This window comes from Wolbachia endosymbiont (group B) of Limnophora tigrina (assembly GCF_964263235.1).
GTDB lineage: Bacteria > Pseudomonadota > Alphaproteobacteria > Rickettsiales > Anaplasmataceae > Wolbachia.
The window spans coordinates 704804-725359 of the sequence record NZ_OZ181655.1 but is presented as its reverse complement, the minus strand read 5'-3'; the positions used below and the strand labels follow the sequence as shown (position 1 = coordinate 725359).

The window sequence follows — 20556 nt, the reverse complement described above, 5'->3', positions numbered from 1 at the left end:
CTGGAATGACAACGTAAGGTAAATTTTTCAACATCCAAAAATTACAGAATTTAGTCTGTTTAATTAAGTGTGAACTGTTACACGAAAATTTTGTAAACAGATTAATATGCCCTGTTTTTACTATTCATCTAAAAATGGAACCATAGAGTACGTTGATTAGCATAAGCAAATTTTAATGCAAAAATTACTATCAGAAAATAGATTATGCAAGAGGTCTAATTATTCTGCCGCAATTTTGCTCTATCACACTTGCCACATTTAATATTCCAGCTTCGTCATAATAATTTCCAATCACTTGCAAGGCAAGTGGTAAACCCTCATTGGAAAGCCCAACAGGAACAGAAATAGCAGGCAATCCTGCAAGACTTGCTGGCACGGTAAACACATCATTGATGCACATAATTAGCGGATCTGGCTTTTCATTTAAGCCAAAAGCTTCTGTTGGAGCAGATGGCACAAGTATGTAATCTATTTTTTCAAACGCTTTTATAAAATCATTTCTGATTAATGCTCTAATGCACTGCGCTTTTTCGTAATATTCATTATAATGACCTGAAGAAAGCGCATAAGCGCCAATTAAAATTCTTCTTTTCACCTCTTTACCAAAACCTTCTGCTCTTGTTAGTGAATACATTTCTTCAAGGGTATCAGCATCAACCCTTAATCCATAACGCACACCATCGTAACGAGCAAGATTGGATGAAGTTTCAGCAGAACAGATTAAATAATAGACCGGTATTGCATATTTAGTATGCGGCAGAGTAATGTCAACAACTTCAGCGCCATTTTCTTTTAAATAGGAAGCAACTCTTTCCCAATTATGAACTATTTCCTCTGAAATTCCATCCATCCTATATTCTTTTGGTATACCAATACACTTACCCTTGACATCACCATTTATAAAGCTAGAAAATTTAGGCACTGGCTTTTCGCTCGATATTGAATCTTTTTTATCATAGCCACAAATTGCTTCCAGCATTAATGCTGAATCAGAGACAGAACGAGTAATGACTCCTGCTTGATCCAGAGAACTCGCAAATGCAATCATACCAAAACGCGAGCATCTTCCATAAGTTGGCTTTATTCCAACTACTCCACAATAAGCTGCTGGTTGGCGTACAGATCCACCGGTGTCGCTTCCTAACGCTCCAGCGCATAAAAATCCAGCAACCGATGCTGCAGATCCACCAGATGATCCACCAGGAACAACTTTTTCCCCATCACTTTTTCTAATCCACACATTTTCAACAGGGCCAAAATAGCTGTTTGTGTTCGCAGAACCCATAGCAAATTCATCCATATTAAGCTTGCCGAGCATGGCTGCTCCACTTTTTAAAAGCAAGTCAGACACTGTAGATTCGTAAGTCGGAACGAAATTTTCCAGCATTTTTGAGCATGCTGTTGTTTTTATTCCTTTTGTACAGAATAGATCTTTGATGCCAACTGGTATACCCATGAGCGGCGAGATTAAATCATCCTTTTGCCTAGAGAAATGTTCATCTACAGCTTTAGCAGCTTTCATTGCTATCTCTGGGGTTTTTGTTATAAATGCATTTAATTTCTCATTTTCAACCGCACTGATGTGCGCCTCCACGAGTTCAACAGCGGAAAAACTCCTTTTTTTGAGCCCGTCATGCATTTGTGTAATACTTAACTTTTTTAGTTCATTCATCAATATTTAATTTTTAGCAAGACGTTAATTATAACATGGCACGATAAAAAATCCATACATTTATAGTTACAGCTAGAAATATAGCTAAGAACCTGTACATAATCTCAAGAAAGGAATAAACTAAGAGATAATGTATATAAATTAGGATATATGAGGAGTTTATACCCAAGTAACATAAGTCGGGAAAGATTTGAGATTATTTTACCAGATCTAGAGTCCTGTAGAAAAAAAATAAAACCAAGAAAACTTGATTTGTATGATGTGTTTTGTGGAGTGTTATACATCCTGAAAAGCGTTTGTCAGTGGAGGATGCTACCAAAAGAGTTTCCAAAATGGCGCAATTGTTATGATTATTTTAAAAAATGGAGTGAAAAACCAAACGGAAGTAAAGAAAGTGTTTTGGAGCGCGTGTTAAAAAAAATAGTTGCGACAAAACAATGGTCGGAAACAGCTTTTGCATAATTGATGCTCAGAGTGTAAAGAACGCAGATACTGCTGAAGAAAAAGGCTATGACGCTGGTAAAAAAATCTCAGGGCCATATCGCAGTTGATACTCAAGGTTTACCACATGCAATTTATGTAACAACTGCAGGAACAACTGACCGCAGCAGTGCTGTGAGAATGGTCAACAATGCAAAAGAAAACCTTTCTGGAGTTAAAAATATACTGGTTGATGCGGGCTATACAGGAGAGAATTTTGCAACGTAAATAAAAGATATTATTGGTGCAACTGTTGAAGTAATAAAGCGAAGTGAATTTGAACAGGCTCTTACAAAGTATACAAAAAACGTTTACAATCAACGTTCAACGTGATAAATTAAAGACGGTTTATTCCTCGGTAGCTCAGTGGTAGAGCAGTTGGCTGTTAACCAATTGGTCGCTGGTTCGAATCCGGCCCGGGGAGCTCTTCTCTATGAAATTCTAGTGTTAATCTTATATGGGCATTAAATCAGTTGTTTTATGTATACTAGATGGCTGGGGAAATGGAGTAGAAAGCAGTAAATATAATGCTATTAGCAACGCAAATCCACCCTGTTGGCAATATATTAGCTCTAATTATCCAAAATGCAGTTTGTCCGCCTGTGGAACTGATGTTGGGTTACCTGGTGGTCAAATAGGTAATTCAGAAGTTGGCCATATGAATATTGGCAGTGGTAGAGTAGTAATGCAAAGCCTTCAGCGCATTAATCAAGAGATTGGAACAATAGAAAACAATGTAAATCTACAAAGTTTTATTAGTAATCTAAAAAGTAAGAACGGAGTATGTCATATAATGGGATTAGTGTCAGATGGCGGTGTTCATTTGCATCAAAAGCATATTTCGACTTTAGCAAATAAAATATCACAGCATGGAATCAAAGTGGTGATACATGCATTTTTAGATGGCAGAGACACATTACCAAATTCAGGAAAAAAATGCATTCAAGAATTTATAAAGAGTATAAAGGGAAATGACATAAGAATTGCTACTGTTTCTGGGCGTTACTATGCTATGGATCGTGATAACAGGTGGGAGAGAACAACTGAAGCTTATGAGGCTATTGCATTTGCAAAGGCACCTCGTCATGATAATGCAGTATCGTTGATTGATGAAAATTATCAAAATAACATAACTGATGAGTTTGTCAGGCCCGCAGTAATAGGTGACTATCAAGGTATAAAACCAGAAGATGGAGTGCTGTTGGCTAACTTTCGTGCTGATCGAATGATACAATTAGCAAGTATTTTGCTTGGTAAAACAAACTATACTGAAATAGCAAAATTCTCTTCAATTCTAAGCATGATGAAATATAAAGAAGATCTCAAAATTCCTTATATTTTTCCTCCTATATCTTTTGCTAACACTCTAGGACAGACAATAGAAGACAATAAATTGCAACAATTACGCATTGCCGAAACTGAGAAATACGCTCATGTGACTTTTTTCTTCAATTGTGGAAAAGAAGAACCTTTTCCTGGCGAAGAAAGAATACTCATTCCCTCACCAAAAGTTCAAACTTATGATTTGCAGCCCGAAATGTCAGCCTTCAAGCTCACAGAAAAGCTTGTAGAAAAAATTCACTCCCAAGAATTCGCACTGATAGTTGTAAATTACGCTAATCCTGATATGGTAGGGCATACAGGTAATATAAAAGCAGCCGAGAAAGCTGTGCTAGCTGTAGATGATTGTCTTGCGAAAGTGCTGAGTGCTGTTAAAAAGTCAAGCAACACCGCATTAATTGTTACTGCAGACCATGGTAATGTGGAATGTATGTTCGATGAAGAAAATAATACACCTCATACAGCACACACTCTAAATAAAGTGCCATTTATTGTGTCTTGCGATAATCTAAAACTAAGAGACGGAAGGTTATCTGATATTGCCCCTACCATTTTACAGCTACTTGGAATTAAGAAACCTGATGAAATGACAGGTAGTTCGTTGATTGTATAGTACACCTTATGCTACTATAACTCTACTGTTAAGGGTTGGTTCGTATTAGGAAACAAAACACTGTGCATAGCAGATAGCATATCTATTTGCTGCTCTAAATGATTATGTTCAGCTTCTACATTAGAGTATCGAATATTGTTTTCTCCTGCATATACAGATAAAGAACCATCATCTTCAACTGCTTTATTATTTTGCAATACTATATTGAAAATTTCTTTCTGTTTTAAAGCATCAAACCAATTTTCAACTGTCGTATAGAAAAACTCACCCGTTCCGCTTTTTGGACATACTTCTGGATAAATCTTTAGTACATCATGAGAAAGTGGTGGAGAAAAATAGCTTTTGAATGAATAACTAGGAGAGTTATAGTTATTATGTAGAGCAATAACATGATCCTGATTAGGAAGCAAAAAGTCTAAAATTTTTTCCGCAAAGTTTCTAATGATTCTCAAAGCATCTTCTGAAAAATTGCCAAACTCTCTTAAGCTAGCTTCTGCACCTACATCATCAAACATGCGATTGGGATCGAATTCATACCGCTCACCATTTAAGTAAAATTCTACATTGCGTGGGGTACCATCACCATGGGTAATGTACAGCATTCTTCCACCAAACTGCTGGATTATACGCTCGCCAGCTTCTTTTGAAGTTACTTCATTTTGATGCACATTGATAAAATTGATTCCACTTGTATCGCTACTTTTAATAAAAAGCTTAACTGTGGTATCACCTAACGTTAGATCATATTCTTTAGTGTCGATGTTTGACATTTTGCTGCTATCAATAATAAAAGCAAATAAATAGCCCAATTTTTACTTTATGCTAGCTATACGCTTTTACTTTTAAATTCTTTGCTGTCAATATTAATGATTCATTAAAGAAGCCGTCAATATCACCAATATTACCTATACTTTTTGTACTGATAGATTGGTCAATTCTTTTAACTAGATTAGATAAAACTTTATTAGGGCCAATTTCAACAAATTTGTTAATGCCACGGCTTGCCATATACAAAACCACTTCTCTCCATTTCACTCTGCTTATGACTTGTTTAGCAAGTAAAGCTTTTATAACTTTGGGATCATTCTCCTCTTTAGCTGTAACATTTGATATCAAAGGAACTATAGGACGGGTTATTTTAATACCCTCCAAAAATTCCAAAACTTTTTCATCAGCAGGTTTCATAAGAGATGAGTGAAAAGGTCCACTAACCTGTAACTTAACTAATCTCTTGATGTTCAAGTTCTTGAGCAAATCGGGTAATATTTCAAGACCCTCTCTAGTACCACTTATAACTATTTGCCCACCACCGTTATCATTTGCAATTTCACAAACTCTATCAATCTGGACTGATTTTAAAACATCTTCCACTTCGTTTAGCTCCGCTCCAAGCAATGCAACCATTCCCCCTTCACATTTCAAAGAAGCTTCATGCATTGCTTCGCTGCGAACTTTCAGCAGCTTGATTGCAGACTCAAGAGTCAATGCCCCTGCAGCACATAGCGCTGTATATTCACCGACTGAATGCCCACAAACATATTTAACATTATGACCAGAAAAAAGAGATTCACCAAACACATGCTCGATAACACGTAGCGTCGCGATTGACACTGCCATTATAGCTGGCTGAGCGTTTTCTGTAATGGTTAATTCTTCAATAGGACCGTTGAAGATTAAATGAGACAGCTTTCTACCCAATATGCTATCCACTTCATTAAATACTTGTCTTGCAACGGAAAACTCACTATATAAGCTCTTTCCCATTCCTACAAACTGAGAGCCCTGACCAGGGAAAGCAAAAATCATGATAGTTATTATTTATTCCTTATTAAATATACTACTTTGTTTATTTTTTGTCAATATTTTAGAATAATGATTGACTTAGTGAATTAAGTTCACTAGAATATTAACTGACTAAAAGTTTATAAGCAACAATGGCAGAAATTGATTATCATAAGGTTACTATAGTCATGACAGATGGTCAAGAGTTTGAAACTCGTTCCACTTATGGAAAGGAAGGTGATAAGATAAAACTTGATAGGGATCCTCTCACTCACCCTGCATGGACTGGAAGTTTGACAAGCGGGTCAGCAAGTAAAACTAGCAAATTAGCTAAGTTTAACGATAAATATGGAAGCATTTTCTAATTTTCCTCCTCTTTAAGTTTTAGAGAGTTTACTGAAGCATGCATAAATACAAAAATATAGGCTATGTTGCTTCTCAATCACCAAAATCGCAGGAAGTATCTAAACTATTAAAGAAACTTAATTTTATCAATATAACAGAAGAAAATAAGTCCGAAATTGATCTACTGATAGTTGTTGGCGGTGATGGCTTTATGCTACGCACCTTGCATAATTACATTATAGAAAACAAAAACACACACGTATACGGAGTAAACACTGGCAATGTTGGGTTTTTGATGAATAAATGCTTTAAAGATCTAATTGATCATATAGAACATGCAGTCCCGACTCAGTTAACTTTGCTAAAAATGGAAGCCACAGATACAAGTGGCAAGAGGTATCATTACATAGCAGTAAACGAAGTATACGTTTTTAGAAAAGCAAACCAAATAGTAGAAATGAATATTACTATTAATGATAAGCTAAAAGTAGAAAAATTCAGAGGAGATGGAATAATATTGTCCACCCCTACAGGCAGCACTGCATATAACTTCTCTGCTGGTGGGCCGATCTTACCACTTAATTCAAATTTATTTGCACTGACCTCTATCAATAGCTATTACCCAAGGCATTGGAATGGAGCACTGATTTCAAACGACACAATTGTGCAGATTGACATCAACGACACAAAAAACCGTCCAGCACTTGTAGTATCAGATTACAAGGAGTTTCATGATATATCGCAGATAAAAATGCAAAAAGATCACGAAAATACAATCACTCTGCTTTTTGACAAAGATGACTCACTCAATGAAAGGATCTTTGATAGACAATTCTTATATTAAGCTTTTCTAGAGTTATTCGTAAATTGGTATTTACTACATCTTAATAACTATAGCGTAATTAACGCAACATAGTAATTAATTTTGGAGTGAATATGCATGGATCAGTAAACACAGATAAGGGTAAAGTCACATTAACTTCCCATACACCAATAGATGAAGATGGTGGAATAACACCAGACAGAAATTCGCTTGATCTTAGTAGTCAAGTACTACCATTTTCTCCATCACAAACAAAAGATGAGCAAACTCATGTTTATTTGCCTCAAGACACGGAAAGCACAAGCTCAGGTTTAGGAGAATCATCTGGTAATGAACCAGAAGAACCTATTTATGCAACTATAAACCCAGATACAAAATTTTCGAAAAAGAGTTTAGACAGTGAAATAGATAATCAAAGCTCAGGAATGAGAAAATCAGTTTCACAAGAAACAGTATTTGATAACTCTTGGGATAGGAATGAAAGTGAGAAAAATCTTTTTGAAAAGTTCAGTCAGCATAGTGATACACCTTCAACCCTTCCACCATCATATAAAACAGATGGCTCTGAAACTACAGATAGCAAATTTAAACTGCAAAAAAACAGATTCTGGCCAAAAGCGCAATATGCCATTCAGCAGAAAGGCTTTATAATTTTTACTACCACTGCTATTATACTCAGCACGTCCGCAGCTTTAGTATATTTACAAGATAAAGCAAAATTTATTGCATTTATTACAAATAGCCCAAAATATATCACTATACCAGTTATCGCACTTGCTGCGTTGCTTGCAATTAGTCCAATACTTTTTGCAATAAGGCAATTTAGAGATACTGCAGAGCATAAAACTCAAGAAAAAAATGCGGATGGAATTTTAGATGAGGTGTTAAAGCATCAGCCAGAAGGTAAAGCTATAAAATCTGTAAGACTGGAATATAGCAATGGCACTCATTCAAATTTTGTACTTAATGCTTGGGAAGCTAAAAACAACTTCATTAACATTGACGAAAAAGTAGTTAGTAGAACTAATAAAATAGAATCAGTAATTAACAATAGGCCACTATTTACTGCATTACTGAACGGTGTAGTTGCTGCAAATATAGCACTTCCTTTATTGCTGTATGCGGAAGGCGGTGTTAATAATATACAAAAATTTTACCAAAACCCTTTGATTAATAACATAGGGTTATCATTACTTATAGGTTCTGGTATACTTGCATTATCAATTATATGTCTTGGCGTGCATTATTATAGAAAAACAAATTGCACTAACCTTATATATTCTCAGGAAAAGATTAACACTGAAAGCGTTAACAAGAAATTCATTGAAGAAATAAAACAAGAAAGAACAAATGTTCTTGGAGAAAACCACAGTAAAGACGCTAAACGCAGCAGCTTAACGCTTGAGCAAGTTGTGGTTCAATCTCATAATTGTAAGGATGTTGTTTATAGTGTCGGTTAATAAAATGCATGATATAGCTAGTGCAACCCTACGTCATACCGCCGCAGAATAATTAACCTTCATACCGCGATTCATTCGCGGTATCTCGGCAATAGATCCCGCTAACACGTAGCGGGATGACGGTTGTCGTTTAGCTACAAACATTAAGAAATTTACCAAATAAAAAAAAGGCAAAAGAAGCCCTGGTCATTATCTATTTTCAGTATTTGGCGTTTTTTAAGTCTTAAACACTGCAATTTAGCTGCTTTTAAGTGCAACTAACCTTAGCTAAAATGTTTAAGAAATTTACTAGGCAGAAAAAAAGGCAAAAGAAATCCCGTGTTAGCTAGTTGTCACTCTCTAATCCTGCAAATTGGCGTACTATACTGTCTTAAACGACTTATAAGCGCGTTTCAGCTTATGTAGGTAAAAACCCAGAAATGTTGTGAAGACATAAGGTGCACATAGTGCAAAAAATTAAAAATAAGACGCTAACTACGTTGTTTTCTTGCTGTTTAATCTGCACAGATGAAGATAACTGAATACCTTCATTATCATGATAAGGGAGCTGGCGGAGTTTGTCAAGTAAGTTTTTCTTTCCCGTGAATTCCCTTTGAAGTTGAATATTGAAAATTGACTGGAGAGTTGTGGATTACTTTGTATATGTCGTAACAAGCCATAGCACTCTCGGCAAAACCACTTAATATTAACTTTAGTTTGCCTGAATAAATAGCTATATCTCCGATTGCATATATTCTATCTCTACTGGTTTTTAAGGTAGTCGGATCAACAACTATGCGGCTATGTTCTAACTGTATACCCCAATTGTTTATTGGACCAAGATTCATTGACAATCCAAAAAATGGCAGCAAAAAATCAGCGGATATTTCTTTTTCTTCCTTAGAGGCAATGTTTTTTACTATCACTGCGCTCAACTGCCCATTACCTCCTGCTAGTTCGTGTAATTGATATGGCACTACCAGTTCTATCTTTCCATCATTTTCAAGTGATTCTAATTTATTTCTAGTTTCAGGAGTGCAGCGAAATTCCTTTCTTCTATGTATCACATAAATTTTCTTTGCAACTTTAGAAAGTTCTACAGTCCAATCAGCTGCAGAATCACCTCCCCCTGCAATGACTATAGTTTTGTCCTGAAAATCAGAAATTTTATTTACACTGTAAAATACAGATTTATTTTCATATTCTAATATACCACTTAAGGGTGGACGGTTAGGTTCAAACATTCCGTTACCTGCAGCAATGATAACGGCTTTGCATTTTACCTCTGTACCCATGCTCGTTATGATAGTAAAGTTTCCCCCTTCGTTATTTGAAATCTTTTCCACTTTTTGACTTAAATGGTAAACAGGCTCAAATGGTGAAGCTTGCTCCATTAATTGCTCAATTAATTTTTGGGCAGTAATTACAGGATAACCAGGTATATCATATATTGGCTTTTCTGGGTAAAGAGCTGTGCATTGTCCCCCTGCTTGATTCAAAACATCTATTATATGACATTCCATGTCAAGCATTCCCGCTTGAAAAGCAGTGAATATTCCAACAGGCCCTGCACCTATTATTACTATATCGGTTTTCATATTCAGATGGTAATCTATTTATAGATATTAGCTTTCTTCGCTAATAAGGTCAATTTACAAAGGGATGTATTTTTAAAAGATGTGGCTAGATTAGATAAGATTTCCAGCGTTATGAACCACATAGTCCAAATAAGCTCTAAAAATCAGCTAACATAGCGGGATGCTGTGCGGACGGAATGGGATTTGAACCCATGGTACGCTCATCACGTACGTCAGTTTTCAAGACTGGTGCCTTAAACCGCTCGGCCATCCGTCCATTTCTTTTTTATCACAACATTTAATTTTAAGCAATCTATAAAAGCTTTACTTGCCCACGCAAAAGTTGCTAAACACGCTATCTAATATTTCCTCAACATTAATAACCCCAATCACTGCACCAAGTTCAAATGCAGCAAGCCTCAAATCTTCAGATATCAACTCAATTGGATTATCGATATTAAAACGTTGTAAATGTTCCAGTGCTTTCTGCATGTGATTCCTATGTCTTTGCCGAGTAATCACAGGAGTGTCTCTATCATGCCCAAATTTTTCCTCTGCCTTCTTTTTTATGAGAGAGATCAACTTGTTTGTACCTATTCCCTTTAAAATAGAAATAGGTAGAAAATCTACACCGCCAATCAGTATATTTCTGTCATTAATTGCATCGTCAGCTTTGCTCAATACATAAATAGTATCGCTATTTACAACGTTGCAATTGATATTATAACGTTGTTCAAAAGGAAATAGTTCTATTCTTAAATCAGCTTCACAAGACCTCTTTTTTGCTCGACTTATGCCTTCTGATTCTATTGGATCTGAACTTTCACGAATTCCAGCAGTATCAGAGAGAATGATAGGGTATCCGCCAATGTCAATATGAGCTTCAAGCACGTCTCTTGTTGTGCCTGCATATTCAGAAACAATAGCAATATCACGCTTGGCTAAGAAATTAAACAGAGTTGATTTACCGACATTTGGTTCACCAGTTATTACAATATGTAAACCCTCACGCAACCTTTCGCCCCGTCTATTATCATTTAAATGCTCTTGTATCAACTGCACGAGAGCTTGCACTTCATTATTAATTTTTTTCAATTCACTTTTTTCTGCCCAAATGTCCTCTGGAAAGTCTATATATGCTTCGATTTTGGATTGTATCGTTATTAATCTTTGCCTCCAATTGCTGTATAGTCTCTCCAATTCTCCCGATATCTGCTTAATCGCTTGTTTAGCTTGCATTTTCGTCTCAGCATCAATTAAGTCTGCAATCCCTTCTACTTGCGTCAAGTCGAATTTACCATTTAGAAAAGCCTTAAGTGAAAATTCTCCAGGCCTGGCCATAACGAAAATTTTTGATAATTCCTCCAAGATGATTTTTATGACTGCCTTGCTTCCATGCACTTGTAACTCTATAACGTCCTCGCCAGTGAAACTATTTGGAGCAGGGAAATAAATGATGATTCCATTATCTATCAATTGATTGGAATCATCATATAGATCAACTAAAGTAGCAAATCTTGGTTTAATTTCTTTCTTAATATGAAAATGATTTAAAGCTTTAAGCGCGTAGTTGCCTGAAATTCTGATTACTGCAACTCCTGACTTACCCAATACGGTCGATAAAGCGAAAATAGTTTCATTTGTGTTTGTCATTTATATAAACTACTTAGCAATTTAAGAAACCAAAATACCTAATTTGAAAATATCCAAAATTTTTATCTATCTTGTCAATTTATAGTAATACAACACTATCATATTGATGAGCATATTATATGAAAAAACTGTAAAGGTCACTCAGGTGAAAATATTTATTTTGAAAACTGATAATATGATTTATAATTATCAACATAGGTTTTAAATATTTTATGCTCAAGAAATTAGCTTGGTATTGGTCTTTTGTAGAGTTAATTAAAGGGTTTGTTATTACATTAAAATATATGTTTAAGCCAAAGGTTACTTTGAGGTATCCTATGGAGAAGGGCCCTTTAAGTCCAAGGTTTCGTGGTGAGCATGCGTTGCGTAGGTATCCAAACGGTGAAGAGCGATGCATAGCTTGTAAATTATGCGAAGTTATCTGCCCTGCTCAAGCAATAGTTATTGAAGCAGAGGAAAGAGAAGACGGTAGTCGTCGCACCACGCGCTATGATATCGATATGACAAAATGCATATACTGCGGACTTTGCCAAGAGGCATGTCCAGTTGATGCAATTGTGGAGGGTCCTAACTTCGAATTTGCTACTGAAACAAGAGAGGAGCTAATGTACAATAAAGAAAAGTTATTGCGTAATGGTGAAGTTTGGGAAGACGCAATTGCACTCAGGTTAAAAAAGAATAGACCGTATTATTAACTAGGTATGTCAACAATTAAAATTTCTTACAGCAAGTATGTAATAGATCTTTTGTACAACTGTTATTTAAGTGAAAGATCAGTAGCTCACCTTTTGGTGTCATTCCAGCGCGTGACGCTGGAATCTAGAAAAAAAAGAAACATGGATCCCAGTGTCACGCACTGGGATGACAAAAGGTCTGATGAATGATAAAAGTTACCTTTTCAACCGAACAAAAAGTAAAAGAATACAGTGGTAGAGTCACTGGCTTTGATATATTACAACCGGATGCTTTGAAAGAAGCAGTTGCATTGAAAGTAAACGGTGAGTTGTATGATCTCTCACGTGAAATTGAATCTGATGCAGAGATAGAGGTGATACAACTGAGTGACGAAGCAGGTTTAGATGTAATAAGGCATGATGCTGCTCATATAATGGCCCAGGCAGTGAAAGAACTCTTTCCTAATATTCAGGTTACTATCGGGCCAACAATTCAAGATGGTTTCTACTATGATTTTGCTACAGGTCGTGCCTTTACCACGGACGATCTTGCTGCAATAGAAAAAAAAATGAAGGAAATTATAAAAAGTAACCACAGATTTGTTCGAGAAGTTTGGACTCGTAAGCAGGCAATAGATTTCTTTAGTGGTATAGACGAAAAATATAAGGTTGAAATTATTTCCTCCATACCAGAAAGTGAAAACCTAACTGTTTACAGGCAAGGCGATTTTGTTGACTTGTGCCGCGGTCCACATTCTCCTTCAACTGGCAGAGTTAAAGCGTTTAAGCTTATGAAAGTTGCAGGAGCATACTGGCGTGGTGATTCTAAGGGCCCAATGTTGCAGCGAATATATGGCACCGCATGGAGAAATAAGGATGAATTAAATACTTATCTTGAACGTCTGGAGGAAGCAGAGAAACGCGACCACCGCAAAATTGCCAAGGATATGGACTTGTTCCATATTCAAGAGGAAGCTGTGGGACAAATTTTTTGGCATGAACAAGGATATATTTTATATAACGTTCTTGAGTCTTACATCAGAAAGAAATTAATAAATAATGGTTATTTTGAGGTAAAAACCCCCATTTTAGTAAGCAAGGAGCTATGGGAGAAATCAGGTCATTGGGATAAGTTTCGTGAAAATATGTTTATCATTGATGAATCTGAAAGTAAAAAGCTAGCAATAAAACCCATGAATTGCCCTTGTCATGTGCAGATTTTTAACTCTCACACCAGGAGCTATCGTGATCTACCAATGCGTATGGCAGAATTTGGTACGTGCCATAGGAATGAAAGCTCAGGTTCATTGCACGGACTGATGCGAGTGCGTGGTTTTACGCAAGACGATGCACACATTTTTTGTATGGAGGAACAAGTTAATTCTGAGACTGTAAAGTTTTGCGACCTTTTAAAAGAAGTATATTCAGAGCTTGGGTTCAATGAAATTTCTGTGAAATTTTCAGACCGTCCAGATATTAGGGCAGGGAATGATGAAATGTGGGATAGAGCTGAAAAAGCGCTGCTTGGAGCCGTTAAAGAAGCGGGTTTGAATTATGAATTGAGCCCTGGCGAAGGTGCATTTTATGGTCCAAAGTTAGAGTTTGTTTTGAAAGATGCAATAGGAAGAAATTGGCAATGCGGAACGTTGCAAGTTGATTTTATTTTACCGGAGCGGCTTGAAGCTTTTTATATAGGAGCAGATGGGCACAAGCATCACCCTGTCATGTTACATAGGGCAATTCTTGGGACTTTTGAGCGTTTTATTGGAATTTTAATAGAAAATTATGCAGGAAAATTTCCAGTTTGGCTTGCTCCAACGCAACTTGCTATTCTGACCATTACAAATGAAGCTGACGGTTACGCCACAGAAATCAGCAACGTTTTAAAAGAACAAGGTGTGAGAGTCAAGACTGATTTGACCAATGAAAAAATTAGTTATAAGATACGTTTGCATAGTTCAAACAGGGTTCCTATATTATGGATTATAGGCAAAAATGAAGTTACAAGTAAGGCTGTGTCGGTGAGAAATTTAGGATCGGAAAAACAGGAGTCTTTTTCTTATGAAAAAGCTGCTAAATTGCTATTAGAAAGTATTAATTTAAGTTAAGGGAGTTAAAGTTTGCAAATAAAAAAGAACAATAAAAATAGAATTAATGAACTCATCACAGCTAAGGAGGTACGCTTAGTTGATCATAATGGTGAAATGGTCGGAATTGTGCCAATAGAACAAGCTTTGGCATCTGCTCAGAATGTCGGTTTAGACTTGGTGGAAATTGCACCTGATTCAACTCCTCCAGTATGTAAAGTTCTGGATTACAGCAGACAAAAATATGATGCAAAAAAGAAGGCAAGTGAAGCAAAAAAGAAACAAAAAGCATTAACTATAAAAGAAGTTAAACTGGGTCCCAATATTGGTGATCACGACTACGAAACAAAATTGCGTCAAACAATGGATTTTCTTGTGCATGGACATAAAATTAAAGTTACAATGAGATTTAGAGGGAGAGAGCTTATAAACACTGAAGTTGGACTGGAAAAATTAGAACGGCTAATTAGAGACACTGAAGATATCGCAAAGGTAGAATTAGCACCTAAAAGAGAAGGAAATCAATATTTTTTAACTCTGGTTGCTAAGTAGCAAAACGGCTTAAGAAGTATAAGTAGAGTTTAAATTATTACCCTCTCTTCGATTACATGGCGAAAATGTCTGATTAATCCTTGAATCGGCCAAGCCGCAGCATCGCCAAGCGCGCAAATTGTATGTCCTTCTATTTGAGTTGTAAGGTCAAGCAGCTTATTTATTTCATCAGGCTTAATATCTCCTGTCACCATCCTCTTCATAATTCTCCACATCCATCCAGTACCTTCACGGCATGGTGTGCATTGCCCACAGGACTCGTGCATGTAAAAGTGTGATAACCTCTCTATTGCAGCTATTATATCAGTTGATTTATCCATCACTATTACAGCAGCAGTACCAAGCCCTGATTGTGCGGTTCTTAATGAATCAAAATCCATTTCAATAGTATCGCATATAGATTTTGGAATTAATGGCACTGAAGACCCACCAGGTATTACAGCAAGTAAATTATCCCAACCCCCTCGCACTCCACCTGCGTATTTTTCAATCAATTCACGTAGTGGAATTCTGAGCTCTTCTTCAACATTACACGGGTTGTTTACATGTCCTGAAATACAAAAAATCTTAGTACCAGTATTATTTGGTTTACCAAGAGATGCAAACCATTCTCCTCCGCGATTTAGAATATCTGGAACCATGGCTATAGTTTCAACGTTGTTTATTGTGGTTGGACAGCCAAAAAGTCCAACACCTGCGGGAAATGGAGGTTTCATGCGAGGAAAGCCCTTTTTTCCTTCAATTGATTCGAGTTGAGCTGTTTCTTCCCCACATATGTAAGCTCCTGCACCCCTATGGATAAACACATCAAGATCATAACCTGATTTGCAGGCATTTTTTCCAATTAAGTTTTCTTTATAGGCTTCCTCAAGTGCCTTTTTTAGAACTAAATATTCATTATAAAACTCACCCCTGATATAAATATAAGCAACTGATGCGTTAATCGCTCTGCCGGCTAAGAGAATTCCCTCAAGTAACTTATGTGGCTCATATCGTAATATATCTCTATCTTTACACGTACCAGGCTCTGACTCATCTGCATTGACTACTAAATATGTTGGTTGTTCTTTTGAAGGATTTTTAGGTATAAAGCTCCATTTAAGGCCGGTAGAAAATCCTGCACCCCCTCGACCTCTTAAGCCAGATTTCTTTACTTCATCAATGATTTTTTCTGATCCTAAATCTAGCAATTCTTTTGTTTTTTGCCAACTACCACGTTTTTTTGCACCCTCAAGTAGTGGAGTTCCTTTACCATTTAGGTTGGTGAATATTTTGTCTTGTTCTTTTAGCATGTTTTTCAAAATTTGTGAGTGAAGGAGTAACACTAAAAAAAAACTCCTCTCACGCTTGCTTGTCAATTTGACAAAATTAGCGATATAGAATGCATTTTATCAATCTTTACTCACGTAAGGATACACACCCAGTTGAGAACTTACAAGAAAAATTAAAGCAAATTTGTAGAATAAAATAGAATTGAGTCAATAAAAGATTTTTTGTCGTTACTAATTTCAACCAAGTTTTCTAATTTTTATAGCTTCCTTCAATCTTACTTTGCTTAACTTAAAATTCTGCCTATCTTCGAATTTGCCATCTACATATGCAACAAAGCCGAAGATACTTTAAACAATAAAACATAGCTTATTGAAGATACCGAAGCTATGGAGTGAGCAACTGCAACTACTACAACTAAATCAATAAATCTTAATAGGGGAAAAACATTATGAAAAAGTCAAAACTGACATTAGTATGTGACATATATGAGTTAACAAATAAAGATAGAAAGAATATACAAAAACTAGCAAGAAAAATAGAAGAAGGAGAAGGTGTTGCCGAAAAGTTCAAAAATGGAATATTCAAAAAGTCCAGCTATAACGCAAGCACGATTCTTTTAGCAAAAATAACTTACGAGTATCATGGTAGAGAGGAGACGTTGTCACTACTACATTATGCTATAAGTCATAAAAATAATCAAGCTGTAAAAGATCTTTTAGAAGAAGCCAAAAAACAAAAACTATTAAAGGAAGTTCTGAATGAAGAGATGACCACAAAACATTCAGATGGTCGGGAAGAAACTCATACAATACTTACAGATGCTATATCACGTAGAGACAATGACATTATGAGAGCAGTGTTAAAAACCTCTGAGGAAAATGGTATCTTGAAAGAGATTGTCAAAAAAAGAATAACGATAAAACATTCAAATGGCAAGGAAATGACTTACACCCCATTCACCTATGCTGAAGTGTAAAAGACAAGATTTAATGTGACAGACAAGAATTAACTGACAGAAGAATTGAGGTAGTCAAAACTAATATCAGGCTCTTGTTTAATGCTACTAATGTTTTTCTGAAAAGCAATATATTTACTATCAAAAAACGTTTGCAGGGAGTGTTAAATAAACTGTGTCAAACCGAAAAAAAAGTAATAAATTGATATAAAAAAATGGAGGTTTGACAATGAGTCAGAAAGTAGTAAACAGAACTACCGGTTTGGTAGATTATAAAGAATTAGAAACAAATATCCTGTCGTCTATACGAGAAGGAAGACCGTTGACAGGAAGAGATGGAGCATTAACACCGTTTATAAAAAAGTTGCTGGAGGTAAGCCTGGAAGGTGAAATAGAAAACCACTTGTCGGCTGAAAGCGAAGAGAATAATCGAAGAAATGGGAGGAATGCAAAGACTTTACGTACAAGCGCAGGGTCATTTGAGCTTTTGACGCCAAGAGATAGGGAAGGAAGTTTCGAACCACAAATAGTCAAAAAAAGGCAAACAAACTTACATCCAGAGCTTGAAACGAAGATTTTGAGCACATTTGCCAGTGGTATGGGCTATAGAGATATAGTGTCACATGTTGAGGAAATTTATGATCACAAAATATCGGCGGCAGAGATATCAAGTATTACTGACAAATTGCTACCAGTAATCAACGAATGGCGTAGTCGCCCGCTGCAGTCTGTATATCCGATAGTTTTCATGGATGGCATGTTTTTTAAAGTCAAAGAGGACGGGCATTGCGTAAGTAAATGCATGTATAACATATTAGGCATAGATCAAAATGGCAAAAAAGAAGTATTAGGTTTTTATTTGGCTGAAAGTGAAGGAGCTAACTTCTGGTTGGGAGTGCTAAATGACCTCAAAGAAAGAGGAGTAGAAGATATCCTTATTGCCTGCGTTGATGGGCTGAAAAGCTTTCCTGCAGCTATAAACAGTGTCTTTCCTAATGCGGAAGTGCAGATGTGTATAGTGCATCAGATACGCAACTCACTGAAGTATGTGGCCAGTAAAGATGCGAAGAGTTTTTTGAGCGATTTAAAGAAGGTATATCAAGCTTCAAGCAAGGAAATTACCGAGAATTATCTGTTGGAATTGGATGAAAAATGGGGCACAAAGTACCCTATGGTTATAAAATCTTGGCAGAATAATTGGGAAAACTTGTCTGGTTATTTTAAGTATTCTGGTCCAGTTAGGAGGATAATCTACACCACCAATCCCATAGAGGGGCTACATAGGCAAATTAGGAAATTCACTAAGACCAAAGGCTCATTTACCAGCATAAATGCCTTGTATAAGCAGGTATATTGTGCTATAAAGAAGGCAGAGGAAAAGTGGACGATGCCTGTACATGATTGGGCATTAACTATCTCTCAACTTGATGTTTTCTTTCCTGGCAGATTGAAAATTGAGTTGAACTAAAAATGCGGTTTGACACAGTTTATTTAACACTCCCTCTGTAGATCTTCCAAAGAATTGTAGATTTTCTTTCTAAAGATAATATTGTAACACTCATCTTGCATGGTTCTATGAAATCTTTCACATATGCCATTGGTTTGTGGAGAGTTGGCTTTGGTTCTAGAATGATCGATATTTTCGATTCCCAAATATAACTGATAAGCGTGATTTTCTGGCTTGCCACAATACTCTGTACCCCTATCAGTTAGAATGCGTAATAATGGAATTTTCTGCTCATCAAAAAATGGAATAACTCTATCGTTGAGGAGGTCTGCAGCTGTAATAGCTGTTCTGTCCGTGTAAAGTTTAACCATTGCAACTCTCGAATAAGTATCAACAAAAGTCTGCTGATAAATTAGCCCTATACCTTTGATATTGCCCACATAATAGGTATCTTGAGAACCCAAATAACCTGGATGTTGTGTCTCAATTTCACCATGAGCTTCCCTTTGTTCTTTAACTTTTTCTAAAGCTGTAAGTTGTTCTTCAGTTAAAATGATTCCTTCTTAAGCTACTTTTGTCTCTAGCGCTTTAAGTCTCTTTTTGAGAGTTTCAAGGTCATTTCTTAGCCATACAGACCTTACTCCTCCCTGAGAAATTATTATACCTCTTTTTCTCAGTTCATTTGCAGCTCTTTCTTGCCCATATGCTGGAAATTCTGTTGCTATACCAATCACTGCTCTTTCTATATCGTCGGAAACTCTGTTCGCTAATAGCGGTTTTTTCTTACTTATTTCATGTAATGCTTCCTCTCCTCCATTTTCATATAACTCCTTAAACCGATAAAATGTATCTCTTGAGTATCCCATCACTTTGCATGCTTGAGATACATTTCCTAGTTGTTTTGCTAGCTCTAATAACCCTAGCTTTGGTTTTAGTATTTTTGTTTGTATTGTACTCATTTCTAACACTCCTTTCTTTTATTATTTTATAACTTACTTATTTTAAGTGTCAGATCAAGTCCTATTTAATACACATTCAAATGGCAAGAAAATGACTTACTAAAGGATCTAACAGTGAACAAGCAGCTAAAAAGATCATGTCAGACAATTTCTTCCTGAAGTTGTTTGATTTCGTCAAGGGAAAGTCCGGTGATTTCAGCTATAACATCTATAGAGACAACGGCCTTAAGTGAATTTTTTGCCACTGCTATTTTAGCTTTCATTTCATCTTTTTCTTCGCCGATTAGGATGCCTTTTTCATGTCCGATTTGGATGGCTTCTCTATTTATGAGCTGTATTAGCTGTGGTATTACGTAGCAGATTATCCAATCTGGTGCTCCTCTGCCATTTTCCCACTTAGCAAATCTCATCTTTTCCTTGAGATAATATCTCCTATAAGCTTCCACAGCACTGCTGCATCTATACTGATCCGGCAGTGCTTGTATAAAAGCTTGCATATCAGTTGATCGAAAAATGAGTAAATCCTTATTACTATCACACCAATTTATTACTTCCTCTGATTTATGCTTTCTTTTGTATCGCCAAGTGTACTCTTTACATAATTCTCTTCCGTACTCTATCAACCAACAAAAATTCCCTTTCGATTGCCTAGCCCACAAAGAACAAGGATGATTGTTGTGAGTCAGTTTATATGGGACTTCTATATTCTGATTTATGATACTGACAAAAGGATTTGGCACTTTCAATGCTGTTGAAAAAACATTACTCAATAATTGAGCAGTTTCTAATGGCATTTTTACTATATGCTTATCACATAACATTTGAGCCGCAATTGCTGGATTTTCATCTAGTATAAAGATGTTCATCTAGACACCCAAAGATAGA

Annotated in this window: 17 protein-coding genes, 2 tRNA genes and 2 pseudogenes; 12 read left to right on the top strand and 9 right to left on the bottom strand. The window is 36.2% G+C overall.

The genetic code is table 11. The features are described 5' to 3' along the window. Nucleotides 1-202 precede the first annotated feature (202 nt). Complete coding sequence (gatA, locus tag ACE38O_RS03665) at nucleotides 203-1672, bottom strand: Asp-tRNA(Asn)/Glu-tRNA(Gln) amidotransferase subunit GatA (RefSeq protein WP_374699077.1); 1470 nt, start codon at nucleotides 1670-1672, stop codon at nucleotides 203-205. A 150-nt stretch (nucleotides 1673-1822) separates the two neighbouring features. On the opposite strand from gatA, the pseudogene ACE38O_RS03660 reads away from it, so the two are divergent. The 3 genes and pseudogenes from ACE38O_RS03660 to gpmI all read left to right on the top strand — a co-directional run. After that, nucleotides 1823-2377 (top strand): annotated as a pseudogene (locus ACE38O_RS03660) (IS5 family transposase); the annotation flags it as partial. Between the two features lie 127 nt (nucleotides 2378-2504). Next, nucleotides 2505-2576, top strand: a tRNA-Asn gene (locus ACE38O_RS03655). Nucleotides 2577-2609: 33 nt separating this feature from the next. Further along, entirely contained in the window at nucleotides 2610-4106 is a 1497-nt protein-coding gene (gene gpmI / locus ACE38O_RS03650) for a 2,3-bisphosphoglycerate-independent phosphoglycerate mutase (protein WP_374698273.1), read from the top strand. Between the two features lie 14 nt (nucleotides 4107-4120). Here gpmI and ACE38O_RS03645 read toward each other — a convergent pair whose 3' ends face one another. Both ACE38O_RS03645 and fabD read right to left on the bottom strand, forming a co-directional pair. After that, entirely contained in the window at nucleotides 4121-4876 is a 756-nt protein-coding gene (locus ACE38O_RS03645; RefSeq protein WP_374698272.1) for a hypothetical protein, read from the bottom strand. Between the two features lie 52 nt (nucleotides 4877-4928). Then, entirely contained in the window at nucleotides 4929-5912 is a 984-nt protein-coding gene (gene fabD, locus ACE38O_RS03640; protein ID WP_374698271.1) for an ACP S-malonyltransferase, read from the bottom strand. A 128-nt stretch (nucleotides 5913-6040) separates the two neighbouring features. Between fabD and rpmE the strand changes: the two genes are divergently transcribed. The 3 genes from rpmE (at nucleotide 6041) to ACE38O_RS03625 (ending at nucleotide 8516) form a co-directional block, all read left to right on the top strand. Next, nucleotides 6041-6253: a 50S ribosomal protein L31 gene (gene rpmE, locus ACE38O_RS03635; protein WP_265032789.1), complete on the top strand. Its 213-nt coding sequence runs from the start codon at nucleotides 6041-6043 to the stop codon at nucleotides 6251-6253. A 38-nt stretch (nucleotides 6254-6291) separates the two neighbouring features. After that, nucleotides 6292-7077, top strand: coding sequence for an NAD kinase (locus tag ACE38O_RS03630; protein WP_374698270.1), 786 nt, complete (start codon nucleotides 6292-6294; stop codon nucleotides 7075-7077). A 92-nt stretch (nucleotides 7078-7169) separates the two neighbouring features. Continuing rightward, nucleotides 7170-8516 carry a hypothetical protein gene (locus ACE38O_RS03625; RefSeq protein ID WP_374698269.1) on the top strand — a complete coding sequence of 449 codons (1347 nt, stop codon included), beginning with the start codon at nucleotides 7170-7172 and terminating at the stop codon, nucleotides 8514-8516. A 560-nt stretch (nucleotides 8517-9076) separates the two neighbouring features. Here ACE38O_RS03625 and ACE38O_RS03620 read toward each other — a convergent pair. The 3 genes from ACE38O_RS03620 to mnmE all read right to left on the bottom strand — a co-directional run bounded on the left by ACE38O_RS03620 (nucleotide 9077) and on the right by mnmE (nucleotide 11725). Then, nucleotides 9077-10093 carry an NAD(P)/FAD-dependent oxidoreductase gene (locus tag ACE38O_RS03620; RefSeq protein ID WP_374698268.1) on the bottom strand — a complete coding sequence of 339 codons (1017 nt, stop codon included), beginning with the start codon at nucleotides 10091-10093 and terminating at the stop codon, nucleotides 9077-9079. 168 nt (nucleotides 10094-10261) lie between these two features. Then, nucleotides 10262-10349, bottom strand: a tRNA-Ser gene (locus tag ACE38O_RS03615). Between the two features lie 47 nt (nucleotides 10350-10396). Then, nucleotides 10397-11725: a tRNA uridine-5-carboxymethylaminomethyl(34) synthesis GTPase MnmE gene (gene mnmE / locus ACE38O_RS03610; RefSeq protein ID WP_374698267.1), complete on the bottom strand. Its 1329-nt coding sequence runs from the start codon at nucleotides 11723-11725 to the stop codon at nucleotides 10397-10399. Between the two features lie 212 nt (nucleotides 11726-11937). Between mnmE and nuoI the strand changes: the two genes are divergently transcribed. From nuoI to infC, 4 genes are read left to right on the top strand one after another with little or no spacing between them, the layout of a single operon-like run. Continuing rightward, complete coding sequence (gene nuoI / locus ACE38O_RS03605) at nucleotides 11938-12420, top strand: NADH-quinone oxidoreductase subunit NuoI (RefSeq protein ID WP_038199316.1); 483 nt, start codon at nucleotides 11938-11940, stop codon at nucleotides 12418-12420. 6 nt (nucleotides 12421-12426) lie between these two features. Continuing rightward, complete coding sequence (locus ACE38O_RS03600; RefSeq protein ID WP_264328416.1) at nucleotides 12427-12609, top strand: hypothetical protein; 183 nt, start codon at nucleotides 12427-12429, stop codon at nucleotides 12607-12609. Further along, complete coding sequence (thrS, locus tag ACE38O_RS03595) at nucleotides 12606-14507, top strand: threonine--tRNA ligase (RefSeq protein WP_374698266.1); 1902 nt, start codon at nucleotides 12606-12608, stop codon at nucleotides 14505-14507. Before ACE38O_RS03600 ends, thrS begins: the two co-directional genes overlap by 4 nt. Before the next feature lie 12 nt (nucleotides 14508-14519). Beyond that, complete coding sequence (gene infC, locus ACE38O_RS03590) at nucleotides 14520-15038, top strand: translation initiation factor IF-3 (RefSeq protein WP_374698265.1); 519 nt, start codon at nucleotides 14520-14522, stop codon at nucleotides 15036-15038. 29 nt (nucleotides 15039-15067) lie between these two features. Here infC and nuoF read toward each other — a convergent pair whose 3' ends face one another. Beyond that, a complete protein-coding gene (nuoF, locus tag ACE38O_RS03585) occupies nucleotides 15068-16330 on the bottom strand; it encodes an NADH-quinone oxidoreductase subunit NuoF (protein ID WP_374698264.1) in 1263 nt (420 codons plus the stop codon). Between the two features lie 428 nt (nucleotides 16331-16758). Here nuoF and ACE38O_RS03580 point away from each other — a divergent pair, with 428 nt between their 5' ends. Next, a complete protein-coding gene (locus ACE38O_RS03580; protein WP_374698263.1) occupies nucleotides 16759-17286 on the top strand; it encodes a hypothetical protein in 528 nt (175 codons plus the stop codon). Nucleotides 17287-17494: 208 nt separating this feature from the next. After that, on the top strand, nucleotides 17495-18733 hold the full coding sequence (locus tag ACE38O_RS03575; RefSeq protein WP_374698228.1) for an IS256-like element ISWpi15 family transposase: 1239 nt from the start codon (nucleotides 17495-17497) through the stop codon (nucleotides 18731-18733). Nucleotides 18734-18762: 29 nt separating this feature from the next. On the opposite strand, the pseudogene ACE38O_RS03570 reads toward ACE38O_RS03575, so the two are convergent. After that, a pseudogene (locus ACE38O_RS03570) lies at nucleotides 18763-19671 on the bottom strand (IS481 family transposase); the annotation flags it as partial. 140 nt (nucleotides 19672-19811) lie between these two features. Continuing rightward, a complete protein-coding gene (locus ACE38O_RS03565) occupies nucleotides 19812-20537 on the bottom strand; it encodes a pyrimidine dimer DNA glycosylase/endonuclease V (RefSeq protein WP_374698262.1) in 726 nt (241 codons plus the stop codon). Nucleotides 20538-20556 lie beyond the last annotated feature (19 nt).

Excerpts from the sequence above, each read along its gene's own strand:
- gatA (WP_374699077.1), bottom strand. The coding sequence starts at position 1,672 with ATGAATGAACTAAAAAAGTTAAGTATTACACAAATGCATGACGGGCTC.
- gpmI (WP_374698273.1), top strand. The coding sequence starts at position 2,610 with ATGGGCATTAAATCAGTTGTTTTATGTATACTAGATGGCTGGGGAAAT.
- ACE38O_RS03645 (WP_374698272.1), bottom strand. The coding sequence starts at position 4,876 with ATGTCAAACATCGACACTAAAGAATATGATCTAACGTTAGGTGATACC.
- fabD (WP_374698271.1), bottom strand. The coding sequence starts at position 5,912 with ATGATTTTTGCTTTCCCTGGTCAGGGCTCTCAGTTTGTAGGAATGGGA.
- rpmE (WP_265032789.1), top strand. The coding sequence starts at position 6,041 with ATGGCAGAAATTGATTATCATAAGGTTACTATAGTCATGACAGATGGT.
- ACE38O_RS03630 (WP_374698270.1), top strand. The coding sequence starts at position 6,292 with ATGCATAAATACAAAAATATAGGCTATGTTGCTTCTCAATCACCAAAA.
- ACE38O_RS03625 (WP_374698269.1), top strand. The coding sequence starts at position 7,170 with ATGCATGGATCAGTAAACACAGATAAGGGTAAAGTCACATTAACTTCC.
- ACE38O_RS03620 (WP_374698268.1), bottom strand. The coding sequence starts at position 10,093 with ATGAAAACCGATATAGTAATAATAGGTGCAGGGCCTGTTGGAATATTC.
- mnmE (WP_374698267.1), bottom strand. The coding sequence starts at position 11,725 with ATGACAAACACAAATGAAACTATTTTCGCTTTATCGACCGTATTGGGT.
- nuoI (WP_038199316.1), top strand. The coding sequence starts at position 11,938 with ATGCTCAAGAAATTAGCTTGGTATTGGTCTTTTGTAGAGTTAATTAAA.
- ACE38O_RS03600 (WP_264328416.1), top strand. The coding sequence starts at position 12,427 with ATGTCAACAATTAAAATTTCTTACAGCAAGTATGTAATAGATCTTTTG.
- thrS (WP_374698266.1), top strand. The coding sequence starts at position 12,606 with ATGATAAAAGTTACCTTTTCAACCGAACAAAAAGTAAAAGAATACAGT.
- nuoF (WP_374698264.1), bottom strand. The coding sequence starts at position 16,330 with ATGCTAAAAGAACAAGACAAAATATTCACCAACCTAAATGGTAAAGGA.
- ACE38O_RS03580 (WP_374698263.1), top strand. The coding sequence starts at position 16,759 with ATGAAAAAGTCAAAACTGACATTAGTATGTGACATATATGAGTTAACA.
- ACE38O_RS03575 (WP_374698228.1), top strand. The coding sequence starts at position 17,495 with ATGAGTCAGAAAGTAGTAAACAGAACTACCGGTTTGGTAGATTATAAA.
- ACE38O_RS03565 (WP_374698262.1), bottom strand. The coding sequence starts at position 20,537 with ATGAACATCTTTATACTAGATGAAAATCCAGCAATTGCGGCTCAAATG.